19 protein-coding genes and 1 pseudogene are annotated in these 19,809 nt (G+C 71.8%); 16 read left to right on the forward strand and 4 right to left on the reverse strand.

Features of this window, described 5'->3' with window-relative positions:
• The first annotated feature begins 1 nt into the window (after nucleotide 1).
• The 8 genes from ACQPZZ_RS17385 to ACQPZZ_RS17420 all read left to right on the forward strand — a co-directional run bounded on the left by ACQPZZ_RS17385 (nucleotide 2) and on the right by ACQPZZ_RS17420 (nucleotide 7,302).
• A complete protein-coding gene (locus ACQPZZ_RS17385; protein ID WP_432933267.1) occupies nucleotides 2-424 on the forward strand; it encodes an RbsD/FucU family protein in 423 nt (140 codons plus the stop codon).
• A gap of 82 nt (nucleotides 425-506) precedes the next feature.
• Complete coding sequence (gene larB, locus ACQPZZ_RS17390) at nucleotides 507-1,172, forward strand: nickel pincer cofactor biosynthesis protein LarB (RefSeq protein WP_432933269.1); 666 nt, start codon at nucleotides 507-509, stop codon at nucleotides 1,170-1,172.
• Nucleotides 1,169-2,284, forward strand: a complete 1,116-nt coding sequence (gene larC, locus ACQPZZ_RS17395; protein ID WP_432933271.1) for a nickel pincer cofactor biosynthesis protein LarC — start codon at nucleotides 1,169-1,171, stop codon at nucleotides 2,282-2,284. The genes larB and larC overlap by 4 nt, the downstream gene beginning before the upstream one ends.
• The gene (locus ACQPZZ_RS17400; protein WP_432933273.1) at nucleotides 2,281-3,183 is read left to right on the forward strand and encodes an amidohydrolase family protein; all 903 of its coding nucleotides are present in this window, start codon (nucleotides 2,281-2,283) and stop codon (nucleotides 3,181-3,183) included. Before larC ends, ACQPZZ_RS17400 begins: the two co-directional genes overlap by 4 nt.
• A gap of 121 nt (nucleotides 3,184-3,304) precedes the next feature.
• The gene (locus tag ACQPZZ_RS17405; RefSeq protein WP_432933275.1) at nucleotides 3,305-3,709 is read left to right on the forward strand and encodes a hypothetical protein; all 405 of its coding nucleotides are present in this window, start codon (nucleotides 3,305-3,307) and stop codon (nucleotides 3,707-3,709) included.
• A gap of 207 nt (nucleotides 3,710-3,916) precedes the next feature.
• Nucleotides 3,917-4,744 carry a MarR family winged helix-turn-helix transcriptional regulator gene (locus tag ACQPZZ_RS17410; RefSeq protein ID WP_432933277.1) on the forward strand — a complete coding sequence of 276 codons (828 nt, stop codon included), beginning with the start codon at nucleotides 3,917-3,919 and terminating at the stop codon, nucleotides 4,742-4,744.
• A gap of 784 nt (nucleotides 4,745-5,528) precedes the next feature.
• Complete coding sequence (locus ACQPZZ_RS17415) at nucleotides 5,529-6,002, forward strand: aegerolysin family protein (RefSeq protein ID WP_432933279.1); 474 nt, start codon at nucleotides 5,529-5,531, stop codon at nucleotides 6,000-6,002.
• Nucleotides 6,003-6,192: 190 nt separating this feature from the next.
• Complete coding sequence (locus ACQPZZ_RS17420) at nucleotides 6,193-7,302, forward strand: hypothetical protein (RefSeq protein ID WP_432933281.1); 1,110 nt, start codon at nucleotides 6,193-6,195, stop codon at nucleotides 7,300-7,302.
• A 295-nt stretch (nucleotides 7,303-7,597) separates the two neighbouring features.
• On the opposite strand, the gene ACQPZZ_RS17425 is transcribed toward ACQPZZ_RS17420, so the two are convergent.
• The 3 genes from ACQPZZ_RS17425 to ACQPZZ_RS17435 all read right to left on the reverse strand — a co-directional run bounded on the left by ACQPZZ_RS17425 (nucleotide 7,598) and on the right by ACQPZZ_RS17435 (nucleotide 9,845).
• Nucleotides 7,598-8,563 (reverse strand): methyltransferase domain-containing protein, encoded by a 966-nt coding sequence (locus ACQPZZ_RS17425; RefSeq protein WP_432933283.1) that lies wholly within the window; start codon nucleotides 8,561-8,563, stop codon nucleotides 7,598-7,600.
• A 180-nt stretch (nucleotides 8,564-8,743) separates the two neighbouring features.
• Nucleotides 8,744-8,935 (reverse strand): hypothetical protein, encoded by a 192-nt coding sequence (locus ACQPZZ_RS17430; protein WP_432933285.1) that lies wholly within the window; start codon nucleotides 8,933-8,935, stop codon nucleotides 8,744-8,746.
• A gap of 13 nt (nucleotides 8,936-8,948) precedes the next feature.
• Entirely contained in the window at nucleotides 8,949-9,845 is an 897-nt protein-coding gene (locus ACQPZZ_RS17435) for an aminoglycoside phosphotransferase family protein (RefSeq protein WP_432934426.1), read from the reverse strand.
• Nucleotides 9,846-9,938: 93 nt separating this feature from the next.
• On the opposite strand from ACQPZZ_RS17435, the gene ACQPZZ_RS17440 reads away from it, so the two are divergent.
• Nucleotides 9,939-10,478, forward strand: a complete 540-nt coding sequence (locus ACQPZZ_RS17440; protein WP_432933287.1) for a GNAT family N-acetyltransferase — start codon at nucleotides 9,939-9,941, stop codon at nucleotides 10,476-10,478.
• A 429-nt stretch (nucleotides 10,479-10,907) separates the two neighbouring features.
• Nucleotides 10,908-12,260, forward strand: coding sequence for a family 43 glycosylhydrolase (locus ACQPZZ_RS17445; RefSeq protein ID WP_432933289.1), 1,353 nt, complete (start codon nucleotides 10,908-10,910; stop codon nucleotides 12,258-12,260).
• A 103-nt stretch (nucleotides 12,261-12,363) separates the two neighbouring features.
• Here the strand turns inward: ACQPZZ_RS17445 and ACQPZZ_RS17450 are convergent.
• A pseudogene (locus ACQPZZ_RS17450) lies at nucleotides 12,364-12,740 on the reverse strand (alcohol dehydrogenase catalytic domain-containing protein); the annotation flags it as partial.
• Nucleotides 12,741-12,877: 137 nt separating this feature from the next.
• On the opposite strand from ACQPZZ_RS17450, the gene ACQPZZ_RS17455 reads away from it, so the two are divergent.
• Genes ACQPZZ_RS17455 through ACQPZZ_RS17480 form a run of 6 tightly spaced genes read left to right on the forward strand, consistent with a single transcriptional unit; the run spans nucleotide 12,878 to nucleotide 19,769 of the window.
• Nucleotides 12,878-13,627, forward strand: a complete 750-nt coding sequence (locus tag ACQPZZ_RS17455) for a GntR family transcriptional regulator (protein ID WP_432933291.1) — start codon at nucleotides 12,878-12,880, stop codon at nucleotides 13,625-13,627.
• On the forward strand, nucleotides 13,611-13,838 hold the full coding sequence (locus ACQPZZ_RS17460; protein ID WP_432933293.1) for an indolepyruvate ferredoxin oxidoreductase subunit alpha: 228 nt from the start codon (nucleotides 13,611-13,613) through the stop codon (nucleotides 13,836-13,838). The genes ACQPZZ_RS17455 and ACQPZZ_RS17460 overlap by 17 nt, the downstream gene beginning before the upstream one ends.
• 12 nt (nucleotides 13,839-13,850) lie before the next feature.
• Nucleotides 13,851-15,308, forward strand: coding sequence for an ABC transporter substrate-binding protein (locus tag ACQPZZ_RS17465; protein WP_432933295.1), 1,458 nt, complete (start codon nucleotides 13,851-13,853; stop codon nucleotides 15,306-15,308).
• On the forward strand, nucleotides 15,305-16,180 hold the full coding sequence (locus tag ACQPZZ_RS17470) for an ABC transporter permease (RefSeq protein WP_432933297.1): 876 nt from the start codon (nucleotides 15,305-15,307) through the stop codon (nucleotides 16,178-16,180). The genes ACQPZZ_RS17465 and ACQPZZ_RS17470 overlap by 4 nt, the downstream gene beginning before the upstream one ends.
• Nucleotides 16,177-16,965: an ABC transporter ATP-binding protein gene (locus ACQPZZ_RS17475; RefSeq protein WP_432933299.1), complete on the forward strand. Its 789-nt coding sequence runs from the start codon at nucleotides 16,177-16,179 to the stop codon at nucleotides 16,963-16,965. Before ACQPZZ_RS17470 ends, ACQPZZ_RS17475 begins: the two co-directional genes overlap by 4 nt.
• A 2-nt stretch (nucleotides 16,966-16,967) precedes the next feature.
• Complete coding sequence (locus ACQPZZ_RS17480) at nucleotides 16,968-19,769, forward strand: fumarate reductase/succinate dehydrogenase flavoprotein subunit (RefSeq protein WP_432933301.1); 2,802 nt, start codon at nucleotides 16,968-16,970, stop codon at nucleotides 19,767-19,769.
• Nucleotides 19,770-19,809: the final 40 nt, after the last annotated feature.

The following is a 19,809-nucleotide window of genomic DNA, read 5'->3' on the forward strand; positions in this document are numbered from 1 at the left end:
CGTGCTCCGCTACCCCCTGATCCATCCGCCGCTGCTGTCCGCGCTCGCGGCCACCGGCCACGGGTCGCGCATCCTGCTCGCCGACGCCAACTACGCCCACGCCACCAACGTGCGGGCCGGCGCCCCGGTGATCCACCTCAACCTGCGTCCCGGGCTGGTCCGCGTGGACGACGTCCTGGAGGTTCTCGTGGACGCCGTGCCGCTGGAGTCGGTCCACTCGATGCGTCCGGACGAAGGCGGCGAGCCCGAGGTGCTCGCCCGCTACCGGGAGCTGCTCGGCCCGGACCTGCCCATCGAGGCGATGGACCGGCTCGAGTTCTACGAGGCCGCGAAGGGCCCCGACGTCGCCTTCGCGGTGGCGACCGGCGACGACCGGCTCTACGCGAACCTCCTGCTGACCGTCGGATACATCCTTCCGTCATGAACAGGCGTCCCCTCATGAACAGGCGTCCCCTCATGAACAGGCGGAGCGACCGCGACCGCGCGCCGTCGGGCGGGAGGAGGCCGTGAGCGACGCCCTCGACCTCGGTTACGCGCGCCTCGACCTCGGCCGCGAGGCGCGCCAGGGCCTGCCCGAGATCGTTTACGGTCCGGGCAAACAGGTGACCGAAATCGCCGGAATCGTCACCGCGCTGCTCGGCCGCAACACCGGGCCCGTCCTGGTGACCAGGGTCGACCCCGACGCCGCCGCGGCCGTGCTCGGGCGGGTCCCCGGCGGCCGGTACGACCGGGACGCCCGGCTGCTGGTCTGGCGCGAGGCCCGGGCGATCGAGCACACGGTCGCCGTGGTGACGGCCGGGACCGCGGACGGCCCGGTGGCCGCCGAGGCCGCGGCCGTCGCGTCCGCCCTCGGCCTGCGCACCACCCTGATCAGGGACGTGGGAGTGGCCGGGCTGCATCGCGTGCTCGCCGCCGTCGAGGACCTGCGCGCGGCCGACAGCGTCGTCGTCATCGCCGGTATGGAAGGGGCGCTGGCGAGCGTGATCGGCGGCCTGGTAGAGACGCCGGTGATCGCCGTGCCCACCAGCACCGGGTACGGCGCCGCGCTGGAGGGCGTCACCGCCCTGCTGGCCATGCTCACCTCGTGCGCGGCGGGGATCACCGTGGTCAACATCGACTCCGGATTCGGCGCCGCGCTCGCGGCCTTCCGCCTCACGAGGAGGCCGAGGTGATCTGTTTCCTGAATCCGTTCACCGGCCTGGCCGGCGACATGCTGCTCGGGGCACTCCTCGACGCGGGCGCCTCGCTCGACGCCGTACGCCGGGCCGTCGCCCTGACCGGCCTGACCGGGTGGCGGCTGGACGCCGAGCGCGTGCGGAGCGGAGCGCTGACCGCCACCCGCGTCCTGATCGACGTCGAGGACGACGCCGGTGAGCGCCCCGCCGCGGAGCTGATCGCGATGGCGGCCCGGGCCGGCCTGCCCGTCGCCGACGCGGCGCTGACCGCGATCGCCGAGGCCGAGGGCGCGCTGCACGGTGTTCCGGCCGCCGATGTGCATCTGCACGAGCTCGGCGGGCACGACACGCTGATCGACATCGTCGGCTGCGCGGCGGCCCTGCGCGACCTCGGCGTGACACGCGTCCACTGCGCACCGCTGCCACTGGGGAGCGGCACCGTGCGGACCCGTCACGGCGTGCTGCCCGTGCCCGCTCCCGCCACGCTCGCCCTGCTGAAGGGAGCGCTGGTGCGCGGCGGGGCGGCGGGGGAGGCGGTCACGCCGACCGGGGCCGCCCTGCTCCACGCCGCCGGCACGGTGTACGGCCCGGTCCCGGAGATGGAACTGCGCGCCACCGGGTACGGCGCGGGCACCCGTGAGCTGCCCGACCGGCCGAACGTGACGGTGGCGATGCTCGGGCGGCCCACCGCCGGCCCGGACCATCAGGTCGTCCTGTCGACGAACCTCGACGACGTGACCGGCGAGGTCCTCGGGCACGTCATCGAGCGCGCCCTGGCCGCGGGCGCGGCGGACGCGTGGACCACTCCGGCGGTCATGAAGAAGGGCAGGCCCGCGCACGTCCTGCACGTGCTCGCGCCCGCCGAACTGACCGGCGCCCTGCAGGACCTGGTCCTGCGCGAGACGGGCAGCCTGGGGCTGCGGCGCAGCGTGGTCGAGAAGGTGGCGCTGCCCCGGCACTTCGCGACCGTGCGGCTGTACGGCCAGGACGTGCGGATGAAGCACGGGCCGTGGGGGGTCAAACCCGAGCACGACGACCTGGCCAGGCTGGCCCAGGTCACCGGAAAACCATTACGCGAACTGGCACGAGAGGCATTTGACGCGCTGTGACATCCACCGCGACACCCGATGCGACACCCACGGCGACACCCACTGGGACGATCGTCGACGCTCATCACCATCTCTGGGAGCTGTCCCGGCGGCCGCAGACATGGCTCGATCCTCCGCGGATGGCGCCGATCCGCCGCGACTTCACCCCCTCCGACTACGCGGACGTCGCGGCGGAAGCGCGAATCGGGCGGTCGGTGCTCGTACAGGTCCTGCCCGACGCCGAGGAGACCCGGGAGTTCCTCGCGCTGGCGGAGCGGTCGGACACCGTCGCCGCCGTGGTGGGGTGGGCGGACCTCACCCGGCCCGACCTCGCCGCCGAACTCGCCGCGCTCGCCGCCGCACCGGGCGGTGAACTGCTGCGCGGCATCCGCCACCTGGTGCAGGGCGAAAGCGACCCCCGCTGGCTCGCCCGCGACGACGTCCGCGAAGGACTGCGGCAGGTGGCGGCGGCCGGGCTCGTCTACGACCTGCTCGTCCTGCCCCACCAGCTGCCCGCCGCGATCGAGACCGTCCGGGCCCTTCCCGAGCTGACCTTCGTCCTCGACCACCTGGCCAAACCTCCGGTCGCGTCCGGAGAGCTCGAACCGTGGGCCGGGCTCGTCCGTGAGCTGGCCGCCGAGCCGAACGTGACGGCCAAGCTCTCCGGCCTGATCACCGAGGCGGACTGGGACGACTGGGACGCGGCGCGGCTGCGGCCGTACGCCGATGTCGCGCTCGACGCGTTCGGACCCGGGCGTCTGATGTTCGGCTCCGACTGGCCCGTCTGCCTGCTCGCGGGGGCCCTGCCCCTGTGGGCCGAGACCGTGCGCGCGCTGCTCACGGACGCGGGGCTGCCGGCCGCCGAGCGTGACGCGGTCTTCCGGGGGACGGCGGAACGCGTCTACCGCCTCGGCACATGAGCGGACGCGAGCGGCGGTCCGCCTCTCGTCATGCCTGAGCTGCCGATATGACAGGTGTCACGGGTGATGACACGACGCGCGGCACTTATCGCCGCATCGGCCGGTCCGTACCGTAAAGGTCATGACGAACACGACAGCATCGCAGCGTACGGACTGGCACATCACCCTCCTCGGCGGTCTGAAGCGCCGGGGGCCGGGGCGGGTGCCCGCTGACACCGTGGTCCTCACCCCTGTCGGCGGCGCCGATCTCGACCTCAGCGACGCCGAGATCGCGCCGGTCACCTCAGTCACGAAGATCTCGATCGCGGGTGGCGTGCGGCTGCGGGTGCCCCCCGACAGCACCGTGGAGGTCGAGGGCTTCAGCCTGTTCGGCGGCCGCCGGGTGGACCCGGGAACGCCCGGCTCCTCCGGACCGGTCATCCGCGTGCGCAACTACGGCGTCTTCGGCGGCGTGCGGGTCACCCGCGGCTCGGCCAGGAGCGCCACCTTCTCCACAGACACGATGACGTGCCCGTGGTCGATGTGACGGTCCAGCTGATGGCCCCGCCAGCGACCAGACAACCGAGCGGTGACCGGGTCCGGCTGACACCCCGACGCTGCCCGGCAGAATCGACCGGAAAATTATCCGACCGAAGTTGTCGTATCTGAGCCGCGTCGTTCGTAGCGAGGGTGAACGGTCGCCCACAAGGGCGCTGTCACGACCAGCTGCCACGACCAAGGGAGATGCCGACCGATGCAGCAGCACCCACAGGCCAAGATCCACCGCATGTTCGAGCTCGTCGAGCCGATCGCCACCGCCACCTTCTCCGAGGTGGCGAACGAGGCGTTCCTGGCCCTCGGCATGCGCAACTACTGGGACGGATACTTCGCGGGCCGCGCCGCGCCGCTGGGGCCGGCACCGGCCGCGGTGGTACACGCGGTCTTCTACAACTTCGCCGACGGCGAGGTGGCACGCCACATCCCCTGGGTGTGGGGAAAGATCACCCCGCAGGAGGCAATCGCCGTGCGCGAACGGGGCAGCACCGCCGCCCTGCGGCAAATGATCGGAGAGCTCGCCGACTCGCCCGGTCTGGTGCGGGCCGCCGACCTCGCCACCCGAGCAGCGGTCAGCGCGCCGGTCGAGGGCCGGCCACTGTACGCCGGGCTGCGGGCGCTCGACGTACCCGAGGAGCCGGTGGCCAGGCTGTGGCACGCGGCGACGCTGCTGAGGGAGCACCGCGGGGACGGCCACAACGCCGCCCTTCTCGCCCACGGCATCGGCGGCACCGAGGCCCACGTCCTCATGGCTGTTTCCCTCGGAATGAGGGCGGAGGAGTTCGGCCGGATCCACCACCTGCCCAAGGCGCGGCTGACCGCCGTGGTCGACGGGCTGCGCGGCCGCGGCCTCGTGGACGCCGCCGGCGGGTTCACCGACGCCGGCCGAGAGACCAAGCAGCGGATCGAGGCGCTCACGGACGAGCTGGCAGCCCCGGCATACGACGTGCTCAGCGCGGACGAGCTCGACGAACTGGCCGCGGGGCTCGAGCCGATCGCCGCCGCGGTACGGGCCTTCGACAACTGAGCGGCGCATCAAGCTGCTGGGACGGCCACGACTCCAGCCCGGCCACCGAGGTGAGCAGGTCGTTGCGCGGGATCACCCGCCTGGCGTAACCGAAGGCGCCGCTGCCAAGCGGGCCCGGCGCAGGATGTCACGCTCCAGCTTCAGTTCCCGGATCCGGGCCTTGAGCTGCTTGTTCTCCTCTTCCACGTCGCCCGGCGGTAGCGGGGCCTGCGAGTGCCTGGGCGCCAGGCGCGCCTTGGCCGGCGCCCCGGTCGCACATCGGGGGGAGGGCCCTGCAGCCAGGTACACGCGATTCGGTTCGCCCAGTTCAGCGGTGGCCCTACCGTACCGGCTGCCCCTCGCCAACCGGCTGCGCGACCATGGCGAACTCGGCCTTGGCCAGGTCAACAGCATCGGCTACCGGCCACTCATTTCCCCCCTGCACCGCTGCCGACCACGTTCGGGCCTCAAAGCGTCGAGACGCCAGCGCCGTCGCGGTCTCGGCACACGATCTGCGCACCGTGGTGCCGATACGCGAGATGAGCACAGGGCCACGACGCGAGGGGCGATGCCTTCGTGGACGAACTCCGGGCGGTGGCGGTGTCGTCTCTCGGTAAGGGCATAGTGGCGGATCGGTCGTTGCCGGGAGGAGGACGAATGAATACGGTGAGTAACAGGTCGATTACGCAAAGTATAAGACTGCTGGGAGATCGCCAGTCGGCTCGCCCGGGAAGCAAGCACGATCTCGGTCTGCCTTTGCGCGACGTCCGGTCAAAGACATCTCGTCTCGGGAGAGGAGCATCCGATGACCCGTTGGGTTCGCCTGGCCGCCGTAGCGGCGCTGGGAGCCGGGCTTGCGGCGGTTCCTGGTGCCGCACAAGCCGCGCCGGCCTCTGCTTCGGTGGCACAACAGCAGCGCGCGGCACGCAGCGTCGCCGTCACGTTCAACAACACCACCAAGTGTGTGCTGACGCTGCGCGGCAAGGAGCTCAACCACGGAATCTGGGTCAAAGACCCCGCGCGGACGATTCAGCCCGGCGCCAGCGACAACTTCGAGACCGAGTCCGACGGATTCATGACCGGCACCGAGGCCGCGGTGAGTTACCTGGCCAGCAACTGCACCCAGTCAGGCAAGCGGATCCGCTTCCACTGGGACAACCCCTACACGGGACGCAACAGCTACGACTGGGACCAGACCGACCAGGTCTTCGACACCGACTACACCGGTGGTAACGACAACAACGCCTCCGTGACCGCGACGGTCTCGGCACCCGACTGATCCGCCGGCCTACCGCTCTCACTCAGACAGATCACCGACCCGGTTCCGCAGCGACGATCCCCGCGGCCTGTTCTGGAGCCTCCTACCGGCCGGAACAGGCCGCCGGGGACGGACCGCGCCCTCACGGGGGCCGGTCCGGGTCGCGGCAAGGCCAGCCTCCCTGTGATCCTCCATCCTCAAGGAGCGCGCTGTGACGACAGCCGACCAGACCTACGACGCCTCCCAGCCCTCCGGCGCCACGCTCAAGCCGGGCGGCATCTACCTGATCGAGCAGGCCGACGGGAACAACGTGCGGGTGTACCGGCCCGAGCTGCCCAAGTGCCTGCTCGACCTGGCCGCCAAGCCCGAGGCCGCCAACTACTTCCACCTGATGCCGATCAACAGCGCACGCACCACCTTCTGGATCGTCAACGCCAACCGGGGCGAGCTGGTGATGCCTGAAAACCTCAGCAGCGCCGCGGACACGAACCTTGTGATCAAAACCTCCGGCCAGCAGCGAGCCTGGGCGGCCAACACCCTCACCCACTGGGCCATCGTCGGCAACGGCGCCGGCTACGAGATCACCAACGCAAGCACCAGCCTGTACGTCCGCCGCAAGAAGGCGGGCGACCCGCCGCTGGTCGTCGGGGACGACGATGAAGTCCTGGCCCGGTTCACCCTCCAAAGGGTCAACCACCTGCCCAAGGTCGAGAACTTGGCGCACATCGACACCGACCCGTCCCAGATCGGTGACGTGGACCGGCTCACGGGCTTCCAGCAGCCCAGGATGCGCACCGACGAGGTCCTCATCGGCCAGGTCGCCATCCCCTTCCTGGCAATCAACGAGCCCGGTAAGGACACCACCTGGCAGGCCAAGCACAGCCCGTACTACATCGTGCGGCGCTACGGCTACTGGCAGCAGGTGCTGTACTACGAGCACGCCGGCAACAGCAACTACACCAAGACCGAAGAGGCCTACATCGGGCTGACCACTCGCAACGCGCAGGTGGTCGAGGAGACCACCAACATCCGCGTCAGCCTCGACCTCGCGTTCTCCTACGAGGGATTCTCCTCCGCGGTCAGCTCCTCCTACGAACACGAGCTGAAGGTCACCACCACCTCCGAAGAAATCAAGGAGCAGTGGAAGAAGGTGACCGTCAGCCGGGACTTCAAAAACGACGGGAAGCGTGTCGCTCTATGCGTCTGGTACCGCGGAGATCACTACACCGTCCACCGGATCGATTCGGCCGAAACCCTGATCGCCGACTGGCGCACCCTCACCGAGACTGGCCATATCGACGACGGATGGCCAAAGAACTGACCCATCCCGGCGTCGATGTCGACACGCCGTTCTCGCCGGCGGCAAGGGCGTCATAAAGACCTGCGACGGCTCAGCTGCCCAGGACCGGTCCCGTCGACTGGAGGAGACCCGGTCCAGCCACGTCGCCTCTCACGGTGATGTGACGCAGATCACGTGTGCGAAGAAGCGGCTCTCGTTTCGGAGCGCTGGCCTCCTTGTAGGTAGCCTGCGGAAACAGCGCTTCTCGAGACCGAGATTGCCTCCCGTTGCCTGCAGCCGCACGATGCTCGGCATGACGTCCACCCCCGTAAGGGGCTTACTCCTGCGGCCCGAAAGTCTCCTCGACGAACAGCGCTGTGGGCAGGTCGGACAACGCCTGGATCCGCACCTGACCGAGTGCCGGCGGGTACTCGGCCGGACGGCGTCCCCAGGCCGAGATCAGCGGCGCGAGTGTCAGGTCGAGTTCGCCCGCGTGGATGGCGGCCAAGTGCGCGTCGATCTCGGCGTCGTCGGCCAGGCCGGCCGCGAGCAGCTCGCCGCGCACATGCCGGATGGTCGCCGCCTCCAGCCGGTCGCAGGCCGGCCCGCCGACCGGGAAAGAGCCCGCCGCGGCGACGTCCACCAAGCCGGCCTCACGCAATGCCCGCGGCAGTGTCCGGCCATAGCGCAGGTCCGCGCCGCGGCGCGTCAGTAGTTCCCGGACCGCGTCGCGTAGCCGGTTGGCCCGCCGCTGCGCCGGGCCGCTGTCGTCCAGGCATGCCAGTGGCTGCAGGGCGGTGTCGGCGTCTTCGACCAGCAGCCAGCCGCCGGGCCGTAGCGCCGCAGCCATCGTGGCCAACGCCCGAGCCCGGTCGGGTACATGGACCAGCACGAGCCGGGCGTGCACCAGGTCGAACGTCCCCGGCTCTGGGGGCGGATCAGCGGCGACGTCGTGCCGGCGTATCTCGTACCCGTCGCCTGCCTTCAGCCACGACGGGTCGATGTCGGTGGCCAGCACGTGCCCGGTCGGACCGACGGCCGCCGCGAGCGCCTCCGGGATACTACGGCCACCGGCCCCCACCTCCCAGCAGCGCGAGCCAACCTTGACCCCCAGTCGATCGAAGTGCCCCCGCGTCACACCGTCGAACAGCTCGGCCAGCCAAACGAATCGCTCGCCCGCCTCGGCACGCGCGTTGTCCAGCAGGTACCCGCGAGCGGGAGCGGGCTCTCCACCGAGCGCGGTAGTCCCGCCTATCGGATCCGGTCGGCCACTGACGTGCGGCGGGCGAGGCGAGGAGGTCATCACCACATGGTGACCTCCCCAGACCACCAGCGCCACGACGACGCGAGAGGGATATCTCGCAAAGCCAGCGAACCCCGCACGTGGTGCAACACGGTTCTGCACCGAACAAGCAGCTCAAGGCCCGGATCCGGGAGCTGGAGCGTGGCATCCTGCGCCGGGGCGGCGAAGTATCTGGAAAGCTCAGGACAGACGCCATGAGCTACGAGTCACACCGCTGTTCCTCGCGGCCGCCATCCGCCGCCCGGTCGCGCTCTTCGCCGAGCCGAGGTCGTCATCGCCCGTGCCGGCCCGGTCGGACGGGACGCAGATGAGGAACGGCGTCGGCAACGGTCCGCTCATGTCCACCGTCTCGACGCCGTCGAGGAGGGTCACCACTTCAGTGAGCTCAGGCGGGCCCGCCGTCCGCCAGGATGCGTTCCAGCGTGCGCCGGCCCATCCGGGCCATGGCGGGGTTGGTGTCGAGGTAGTACCAGACGAGTCCCATCGCCTGTTCGAAGGCCCACGCCTTGCCCCGCTCCCACTCCAGGTCGTCGCACTTCAGGTCGAGGCGGAGCGCCCGGCGCGGCCCCGCCTCCAGCAGGTGCCAGGCGCTCACGAGGTCGAGAGCGGGATCGGCCGGCCCGAAGCCGCCGGCGTCGAGGATCCCCGCCAGCCGGCCGGCGGACACGAGCACGTTGCCGGGAATGAGATCGCCGTGGCACATCACGTCGGCCGCCTCGCGCGGCAGGACGCGGAGCTCGTCCCACATCCGGCGCAGCCGGGGAACGTCCAGGAGCCGTTCGCTGCGCTCGAAGCAGGTCTCCATCCAGGCGTCGTGGGAGCGCAGGTCGCCTCCCCGGCCCGTGCCGGCGAACGTGCGGCCGCGCGTGCCGGCCGCCCGCAAATCGGTGATGAGGTCGGCGAGGTCATGGGCGAACGCGATCGATTCGCCCGGATCCTCGTCGTCCGCCACGGTGCCGGGCAGCCACGTCTGCACCGCCCACGGAAGCGGGTATCCCGCGCCGGGCTCGCCGAGCGCGACCGGCTCGGGCGTGGGAAAGCGGGTGCTCCCCGCCAGCTCGCGGGCCGCCTCCGCTTCCGACTCCAGCCGGCGCCGCACCTCGCCGGCCGGGCCGGGCCGCAGCGGGAACCGGGCCGCGAGGCGGTCGCCGACGCGGAAGACGGCGTTGACCGTCCCCCGGGTGGCGACGGCCGTGACGGGCAGGCTCCGCCACTGCGGGAACTGGTCATCCACCAGGGTGCGCACCGTCTCCCGCGACACCGTCAGCTGACCGGCGTGCATCGTCACGCCGGAGAGCGTTCCGCGCCGCGGTCGTCCGCCGCAACGTGTTCTCGGCGCTTTCCTGGCCTGTTCACGGTCTGCGAGGGTGAACGCATGACATCGATCGATCGCGGCGCGGCGCGCTCCCTGACCGTACGGCCGCTCGCCGCCGACGAGCACGCGTGGGTCCGGGACCTGTTCGTCGAGCGGTGGGGCGGGGTCGTGTCCGTCAGCCGGGGCGTCGCCCACGACACCACCGCACTGCCCACGTTCGTCGCCCACCTCGACGGGCGCCCCGCGGGGGTCGCCACCTACCGGCTCGACGGCCGGGAGTGCGAACTCGTCACGCTCGACTCCCTGAACGAGGGCGTCGGTGTGGGCACGGCCCTCGTCGACGCCGTCGCCCGGGCGGCGCGCGAGGCCGGCGCCGTCCGGCTGTGGCTCATCACGACCAACGACAATCTGCGGGCGCTGCGTTTCTACCAGAGGTACGGCTTCGACCTCGTCGCCGTACACCGCGACGCGGTCGCGCGGTCGCGCGCGCTGAAGCCCTCGATTCCCGAGATCGGGCTGGACGGCATCCCGCTGCGTCACGAACTCGAACTCGAACTGCCGCTCCCGCGGCCGGCCGGCGGTGCGCACCCGGGCGCATGACCGCGGACGGCCTCGAACCCCCGAAGAAGACGCGCGCCGTCATCGCCGACGAAAAGACGGATCGGCGTGGCAAGCAATTCGGCGGCCGAAACGCCCGGCTGTTCTCGTGTCCCGGCGGGCGCTTTTCCGATGCCGGATATCCGGGCCGGGATATCCGGGCGCGGGATATTCCGTGCGGGAAATGGCGACGGAGTCATCGACCGGCGGAAGGCCGTTTCCGGACCGTCGTGATCACGCGCTCCCGGCGCCGTACCGGCCGGATGCGGGCCGGGCGAGGTGCGGGGACACCTCCTGTGGCGCCTGGTGCCGCCGCCATTGGCGCGACCGGAAAGAACCTTTCTGCCGTCTGTTCACTGTCGGAATAGGTCCCACTACCGTTTCCTCCCGGCAGGGCGACCTGCGTCCTGGACACGTGGGAGGACGTGACTGATGACTGATTCCGATAACGGGTTGTACGTCGGCCGGCGGTCCGTACTGGCCGGTGTCGCGGGCCTGCTGGGAGCGGCGGCGCTGCCCGCGGCCGCCGCGCACGCGGAGCCGAAGGAGCTGCCGAACGGGGGCGCGCCGAAGGGGCGGTACCCGTCGAACTGGCCCGAGCTCGAGCCCTACGGCCTGGCGGACACGCGGGTGGACCTGTGGCCGCGTGACGACAACTCCTTCATCCTCCCGCTGGAGCCGCGCCCCCGCGACGAGGAGCTCGGCCGGGTCTGGATGCGCGACACCTATGTCAACTGCTTCGACGTCGGCGGGCGTCCGGTCTACGTCGCCACGGGCACCACCCGGGTGCCCGGCCTCGCAGCGGCCGGCCCGTGGAACGACGGCATCTTCGTGTGGACGGCGCCGTCCCTGCACGGGCCGTGGCGGCTGGCCGACACCACCGGCATCCGGCCGGACGCCGAGAAGGGCAAGGTGTGGTCGCCCGAGTTCGCCGGCGAGAACCGGCCCGGGCGCACGGTCGTCGCTCCGTGGCAGGAGTACTGGTACGACGACCAGTTCGGCAAGCGCGGCAACGCCTGGGCGCCCGAGGTGCACTACTTCCGCGGCAAGTGGTACATCGTCGCGTGCATGGGCGACCACTCCCAGAAGGTCGGCTCGTTCATGCTCGTGAGCGAGGGCGGCGTGGAGGGCCCGTACCGGCTGGTCCAGGGCAACCACGACAAGCCCTTCGGCGACTCCTTCATCGGCGGGCCCGCCTTCATCAAGCCCGGCGCCTACCACCACATCGACGGCGGCCTCTACAGCGAGGGCGACGAGGCGTGGCTCGTGCTGCACAACAACCTGTACGCGAAGTTCCGGGATGACATGGAGGACATCGTCCCGACGACGAACCTGCCGACGTTCCAGCAGACGCCCTACGCGCCCGAGCCGTACCTCGAAGGTGCGTACGTGTTCAAGTACGGAGGCAAGTACTACCTCGTCCACGCCGCGTGGGACCGCTCGTCGGTCAACGCCGACGGCAGCACGCGGTACGCCTACGACACGGCGGCCGCGGGCCGCGTGCAGTACCAGTACGACGCGATCATCGCCGTCGCGGACAAGTTCGAGGGGCCGTACTCCAAGCGGTGGACCCTGGGCGTCGGCGCCGGGCACAACAACATCTTCGTGGACCGCAGCGGCCAGTTGTGGGCGACGTTCTTCCGCAACCCCAACGCCGGCTACTGGGCCGACCCGTCGCGCATCGGCGACGCCGCCGTGCCGGGGGTCGTACGGCTGGAGTGGACCGGACCGGAGGGCGATCGCCTGTACGTCGCGCGCCGGAACCCGGGGCACGGCAAGGATTGACCACGCGCGCGGGTTCTCACGGCAGGCCCGACGGGTCCGAGGCGATCGGCTCGGCCTCGAACCCGTCCGTGCCCTTCACGGGCCTCACGGCGTCGGCGTCGGGTCAGCCGAGGGTGGCGGCGTCGATGACGAAGCGGTAGCGGACATCGGAGGCCAGGACGCGCTGGTAGGCCTCGTTGATCCGATCCGCCGAGATCAGCTCGATGTCGGCGCCGATGCCGTGCTCCGCGCAGAAGTCCAGCGTCATCTTGACGGCCATGTGGCCCAGCCCGCCGAGGCCGACGACGGCGACCCTCTTGCCCGGGCCGGGCCCCCGGTGGCGCAGCGGCGAGTAGGTGGTGATGCCGGCGCACAGCAGCGGCGCCGCGGCCGCCGGGTCGATGCCGAGCCCACTCCGACGCGGTCGCCCACCTGGTGCCGGGTGACGGCGGCGCCGACCTCGGTGACGATGCCGACGATCTCGTGGCCCGGAACCAGCGGTCGACCCCCGCTCCGGGGTGGCGGTTGTCGGCCGGATCCGCGTGAACCGGCAGGTCGAACGCGTCCGGCGACCGGCCGGAGTGGCGTAATCCCGCCGTTATCCAGGTATTCCTACCTGGAAGATAGTCTTTGGCCTCATGGAGTTGGCGGACGCGAGACGGCGCCGGGCGGACAGGGCCCGCCAGGTCGCCGACCTGCTGCGGCGGGAGGTCGTGCACGGCGGTTTCGGCGGCGGTCACCTGCCGCTCGAGTCCGCCCTCGCGCGGGAGTTCGGGACCTCCCGCAACACGATCAGAGACGCCCTGGACCTGCTGCGCGACGAGGGCCTCATCGAGCGGTGCCCGGGAGTCGGCACGACGGTGGCCGCGGAGAAGTACCCGCACGGCCTGCACCGGCTGCTCGGCCTCGCCGAGACACTCAGGGAGCACGGCGAGGTCACCAACGAGGTCCGGGCGATGGGGCTGATCCCGCCTCCGGCCGCCGTCCGGGGGCGGCTCGGGCTGCCGCCGGGCGAGTCCGTCGTCTACGTGGAGCGGCTGCGCAGGCTCAACGGGCTGCCGCTCTCGCTCGACCTGACCTACCTCGTCCGTGAGGTGGGGGAGCCGCTCTTCGACGCCGATCTCGTGCACAACGACGTGTTCGTGCTGCTGGAACGGATCGCGGGCCAGCCGCTCGGCGTGGCCGAGCTCACGATCGAGGCCGTGAACGCCGACGCCCACACCGCGGCCGTGCTCGACGCGCCACGCGGCGCGGCGCTGCTGATGGTCGAACGCCTCACCCACCTGTCCGACGGCCGCCCGGTCGACCTGGAGTTCGTCAGGTTCCGCGGCGACCGCCTCACCATGCGTGGCCATCTCTGGAGGAACACCGATGACCCTGGTCAATAGCCGCTCCGACGTGCCGGTCACGATCGACGAATCGCTGTGCATCGAAGGCTGCACGCTGTGCGTGGACGTGTGCCCGCTCGACTCGCTGGCCATCCACGAGGTGAGCGGCAAGGCGTACATGCACGTGGACGAGTGCTGGTATTGCGGCCCCTGCGCCGACCGGTGCCCCGCCGACGCGGTCACGGTGAACATCCCCTACCTGCTGCGATAGAAGGACACCCCCATGCGTAAGCTCATCGCCGCCGTGGCGCTGCTGGCCGCGGCCGGCTGCTCGGTGTCCGCGGGCGCCGACGACGGCAGGCGGACGGTCGTCGTCGGATACCAGTCGAAGACCATCAACACGGTGACGGCCGGGACGCTGCTGCGCGGTCTCGGCTACCTCGAAAAGCGCCTCGGCGACGGATACCGGGTCGAGTGGCAGGACTACGACACCGGCGCCCCGATCACCGCCAAGATGGTGGCCGGGAAGATCGACATCGGGTCGATGGGCGACTACCCGCTCCTCATCAACGCCTCCCGCACCCAGGGCCTGCCCGCCGCGCGGACCGAGCTCGTCTCGGTGACCGGCTACAACCTGCGCGGCGGGCTGAACTCGGTCGTCGTGCCCCCGTCGTCGGACGTGCGGACGCTGGCCGATCTGAAGGGGAAGAAGGTCTCGGCCAGCTCGGGGTCGGCCGGGCACGGCACGCTGGTCCAGGCCCTGGAACGGGCCGGACTCGACCCCGCCACCGACGTGGAGGTCGTGAACCAGCAGCCGCCGGTGGGCGCCTCCGCGCTGCAGTCGGGCAACGTGCAGGGATACGCCCAGTTCGTGGCCTGGCCGGGACTGCTCGTCTTCAAGAACCAGGCCAGGCTCGTCTACGACGGCTCGGCGCTCGGCGTGCCGACGTTCCACGGCGTCGTCGTACGGCAGGCGTACGCGAAGGAGCACCCCGACGTGGTCCGGGCGTTCCTCCAGGCGCAGATCGACGCGACGAACTACCTCCACGAACATCCCGTGGAGGCGGCCGAGGCGGTCGCCACGGCCACCGGCCTGCCGCCGGAGGTCGTCTACCTCTACAACGGCCGTGACGGCATCGCCTCGTTCGACGTCACGATGAAGCCGCGCCTGCTGGCCGCCCTCGACCACGACCAGAAGTATCTGAAGTCGATCGGCGCCGATTTCAACGGCGTCGACGTGGCGAGGTTCGCGAACGACTCCTACCTCAGGGAGGCGTACGGCGCCTCCTACGACGCCGGCACCGCGAGCACCGCCAACGCCGCGAAGATCGGCGGGACCGACGAGGCCTGCGGGACCGCCGTGAGTGACCCGGCGAAGGCCGGCGAGCTCTGGCTGGCCGGGGAGGACCGGCTCCGCCCCGCGGCCACCCCCGCCTGCCTGCTGCGCCAGATCGCCGCCGCCATCTCGGGCGGCCGGACCGTACGGGCCGCCTACGTGCCCGACGCGGCCACGGGGACGCACTGGTTCGCGGACAGATCGGTCTGGGTGCGCGACCCTTCGGCCGGTGAAAACGAGCGGTTCGAGCCTTTCACCACCCGCGACGGCGCGCAGGCGTACGTGAAGGAGCACCCCCGGGCGGAGATCGTCGGCTACGACGAGGCGCTGAAGGCCGCGGCGGGAGAGCTGAAGGCGGCGGGGGGAGAGCTGAAGGCGGCGGCGGGGGGAGGTGCGTCGCGATGAGCACCCCGGCGCTGGACGCGGCCCTCGCTCCCAACGCCCCCGCCGCCGCGAGCGCGGACGCCGCCGCGGCGACGGGCCGGACGAGGACGGCGGCCGGCCTGCGCAGATGGGCGGTCAGGCTCGGCTCCCTGGCGGTCGTCGTCGCGCTGTGGCAGTGGCTGACGACCGCGGACGCCCGCCTCGGACTGCGGTTCGACCGGCTGCCCTCGCCCGCCGAGGTCGCGGCGGAGTTCGGCCGGCAGCTCGGCACCCGGATCTACTATCTCGACCTGGCCCAGAGCATGATCCGCATCCTCACCGGGTTCGCGCTGGCGGCCGTCGCCGGCATCGCCCTGGGCGTCCTGGTCGCGCGGTCCCGGTGGATCGGCGACCTGCTGCTGCCGCCCGTCGAGGTCGTCCGGCCGATCCCGGCGATCGCCCTCGTGCCGATCGCGATCCTGGTGTTCCCCACCGACGAGCAGGGCATCGTGTTCATCACGTTCGCCGCCGCGTTCTTCCCGATCATGGTGAGCACGCGGCACGCCGTACGCGCGCTGCCGACGCTGTGGGAGGACGCGGTCCGCACCATGGGAGGCGGGCGCGCGCACGTGCTGTGGAACGTCGTCCTCCCGGGCACGCTGCCGGGCGTCTTCGGCGGGCTGTCGGTCGGCATGGGCGTCGCCTGGATCTGCGTGATCTCCGCCGAGATGATCTCCGGCGAGTTCGGCGTCGGCTACCGGACCTGGCACGCCTACACCGTGGTCGACTACCCGGCGGTGCTGGTCGGCATGGCGTCGATCGGCGTGCTCGGCTGGGTCACCTCGGCATCCATCGAACTGCTCGGCCGGCGCCTCACCCGATGGCTGCCTCGCGGGGAAGGGACCGCCCGATGAGCGCGGGTGCCGCCGGATCGGCCGTCGAGACCGCACGCGCGGACGCCGGGCTCGCGATCCGGCTGGAGGGCGTCTCGCTCGGCTACGGGCGGCAGGCCGTGCTGGAGGATCTGCATCTCGACATCGCCCCCGGTGAGGTCCTGGTGATCGTGGGACCGTCCGGGTCGGGCAAATCCACCGTGCTGCGGGCGATCGCGGGACTGCTGGCGCCACGCGCCGGCCGGGTCCTGGCCGAGGGCGTCCCCGTCACCGGGCCGTCGCCCGACCGTGCGATGGTCTTCCAGGACGACGCGCTGCTGCCCTGGCGCACCGTCCGGCGCAACGTCGAGCTGCCGCTGCGCATCCGCGGCGTGCCGAGGCGGGAGCGCGGGACGGCCGCGGCGAGCTGGATCGCCCGCGTCGGCCTCGCCGGCTGCGAGGACCGGCTGCCCCGGGAGCTGTCCGGAGGCATGCGGCAGCGCGTGCAGCTCGCCAGGTCACTGGCGGGCGCGCCGCGCGCCGTGCTCATGGACGAGCCCTTCGGCGCGCTGGACGCGCAGACCAGGGCCGGGATGCAGCGCCTGCTGCTGGACGTGCTCCGCGACACCCTCTCCACCGTCGTCTTCGTCACCCACGACGTGGACGAGGCGCTGCTGCTCGCCGACCGGGTCGTCGTGCTCGGACATCACGGCGCACACGGCCGCACCGGACACGGCGGCATCGCGACCGTCCTGCGCGTGCCGGACCCGCGCACCCCCGACATCGACCGCGCCGCGCTGCGCGCCCGCATCATCGAGGAGCTGTGAACATGGACATCCCTGCCCCGGCGGACCGTACGCATCTGGAATGCCAGGTCCTGGTGGTCGGCGGCGGCACCGCCGGGACCATGGCCGCGATCACCGCCGCCGAGCGCGGCGCCGACGTGATCCTGCTGGAGAAGGCGCACGTGCGGCACAGCGGCGCGCTGGCGATGGGCATGGACGGCGTGAACAACGCGGTCATCCCCGGCAAGGCCACCCCCGAGGACTACGTCGCCGAGATCACCAGAGCCAACGACGGGGTGGTCAACCAGCGCACCGTCCACCAGACCGCCACCCGCGGCTACGACATGGTCCGGCGGCTGGAGCGCTACGGCGTGAAGTTCGAGAAGAACGAGCACGGTGAGTACGCGGTGCGCCGGGTCCACCGCTCGGGCAGCTACGTCCTGCCCATGCCGGAGGGCAAGGACGTCAAGAAGGTCCTCTACCGGGTGCTGCGCCGCCGCGACATCCGCGAGAAGGTGCGCATCGAGAACCGGGTGATGCCGGTCCGCGTGCTGACCAGCGAGGGCCGGGCCGTCGGCGTCGCCGGGTTCGACACCCGCTCGGGCCGCTTCGTCACCGTCGCCGCCGGCGCCGTGATCCTCGCCACCGGCGCGTGCGGGCGGCTCGGCCTGCCCGCCAGCGGCTACCTGTACGGCACGTACGAGAACCCGACCAACGCCGGCGACGGGTACGCGATGGCCTACCACGCGGGGGCCGAGCTCAGCGGCATCGAGTGTTTCCAGATCAACCCGCTGATAAAGGACTACAACGGCCCGGCCTGCGCGTACGTCGCCAACCCCTTCGGGGGCTACCAGGTCAACGCCGAGGGGGAGCGGTTCGTCGACTGCGACTACTGGTCCGGCCAGATGATGGCCGAGGTCGCCAGGGAGATCGCCTCGGCCCGCGGCCCGATCTATCTCAAGACCAGTCACCTGCCCGGCGAGACGCTCACCGCGCTCGAGAACATCCTGCACACCACCGAGCGCCCCACCCGCGGCACCTTCCACGCGGGACGCGGGCACGACTACCGCACCCACGACGTCGAGATGCACATCTCCGAGATCGGCCTGTGCGGCGGCCACTCGGCCTCGGGCGTCTGGGTGGACGAGAACGGCGCCACCACGGTCCCCGGCCTGTACGCCGCGGGCGACCTGGCCTGCGTGCCGCACAACTACATGATCGGCGCGTTCGTGTTCGGCGACCTCGCCGGCGCCCACGCCGCCGAGCATCACCGGACGCCGGGCGGTCTGCCGGAGGACCAGATCGCCGACGCGCACGAGCTGGTCTACCGCCCGCTGCGCAACCCGGACGGCCCGCCGCAGCCGCAGGTGGAGTACAAACTGCGCCGGTTCGTCAACGACTACGTCGCTCCGCCGAAGACCGCAAGGAAGCTGGACATCGCGCTGGAGACGTTCGAGCGGATGCGCGAGGAGATCGCGGCCATGGGCGCGAGAACCCCGCACGAGCTGATGCGCTGCGCCGAGGTGACGTTCATCAGAGACTGCGCCGAGATGGCGGCCAGGTCCTCGCTGGTCCGCACCGAGAGCAGGTGGGGTCTCTACCACGACCGCGCCGACCTGCCCCGCCGGGACGACGACGAGTGGCTCTACCACCTCAACCTGCGTAAGAACGCCGCCGGGGCGATGGAGTTCGTCAAGCGCCCGGTCGAGCCCTATCTCGTGCCGGTCGAGGGATTCGCTCCCCGCCCGGCCGAGCCCGTCCTGCTCGGCGCGTACGGCACGGCGGGCGGCCAGGCCGGTACGGCGCGGCGCAGGGCGGGCGGGCGGCTCGCGGTGGAGGCGATCGGGCGCTCGCCCCGCATCCTCGAACTCCTGCGGCTCGCCGACGGCGAGCCGGCGCTGGACCAGATCACTCCCTACCTGGCGGACGCCGACCCCAAGGTGCGCAGGGCCGCCGTGGCGACGCTGACCGAGACCGCGCCCCGGGGCGTGGAGACCGCGCTGGTCCGGGCCCTCGCCGACCCCCACGGCACGGTGCGCCGCGCCGCCGCCACCGGCCTGCGGGAGCTCGTGGAGGTGTTGCCCGCGACCGCCGAGTTCGGCGCGTCGCTCCGCGCGGCCGCCGGTTACGGAGAGGAAGCGGCCGGTGGAGTGGATGCCGGTGCAGTGGCGGCGTATGGAGTGGGGGCCGGGGCGGCGGGGGATCCGCTCGTCCGTGCGGCCGTTCTGGACGTCCTGCGGGCGCTGCGCCTCGGTGACGCCGCGTTGTTCGAGGCGGCGCTCGCCGACGCCGACACGCGGGTGCGGATCGAGGCGGTCAGGGGCCTGGTCGCGCTCGACGACGCGGAGCGGGTGGCGCTCGCCGCCGGCGACGAGGACCGCGAGGTGCGCGTGTGGGCGGCCAGGGGGCTCGGCGTCGTCGGCCTGCCGGCTGGCGCCCCCGCCGTCGCGCGCCTGGCCGCCGACGCAGACCTCCTCGTCCGGGCGGCGGCGCTGGAGGCGTTCGCCGGGCTCGGGCCGGCTCTCCAGGCGGAACCGGTCCTCGCGGAGACGGTCGTACGGGCCCTGGCCGATCCCGCCTGGCAGGTGAGAGTGGGCGCGGCACGGGGACTGGCGGCCGCAGGCCCGGCCCTCGCGGCTGGACCGCTGGTGGCGGCGCTGGCCGATCCGCACCTCGACGTGCGCAAGGCCGCGGTCCTCACGCTGTCCGCGTGGGCGGTGCGGCCCGAGGTGACCGCGGCCCTGCGGGATGCTCTCGGCGACTCCGACGCCGACGTCCGGGCCTACGCCCGCAGGGCGCTGGACACCGCCCGGGCCGAGGCCACCGGGGTGCCGGCGGGGGTCTGAATGTGCGGGGTCTGACCGTGCGGGGGCACCGGCTTGGAAC

The organism is Microbispora sp. CA-135349 (assembly GCF_050947365.1).
GTDB lineage: Bacteria > Actinomycetota > Actinomycetes > Streptosporangiales > Streptosporangiaceae > Microbispora.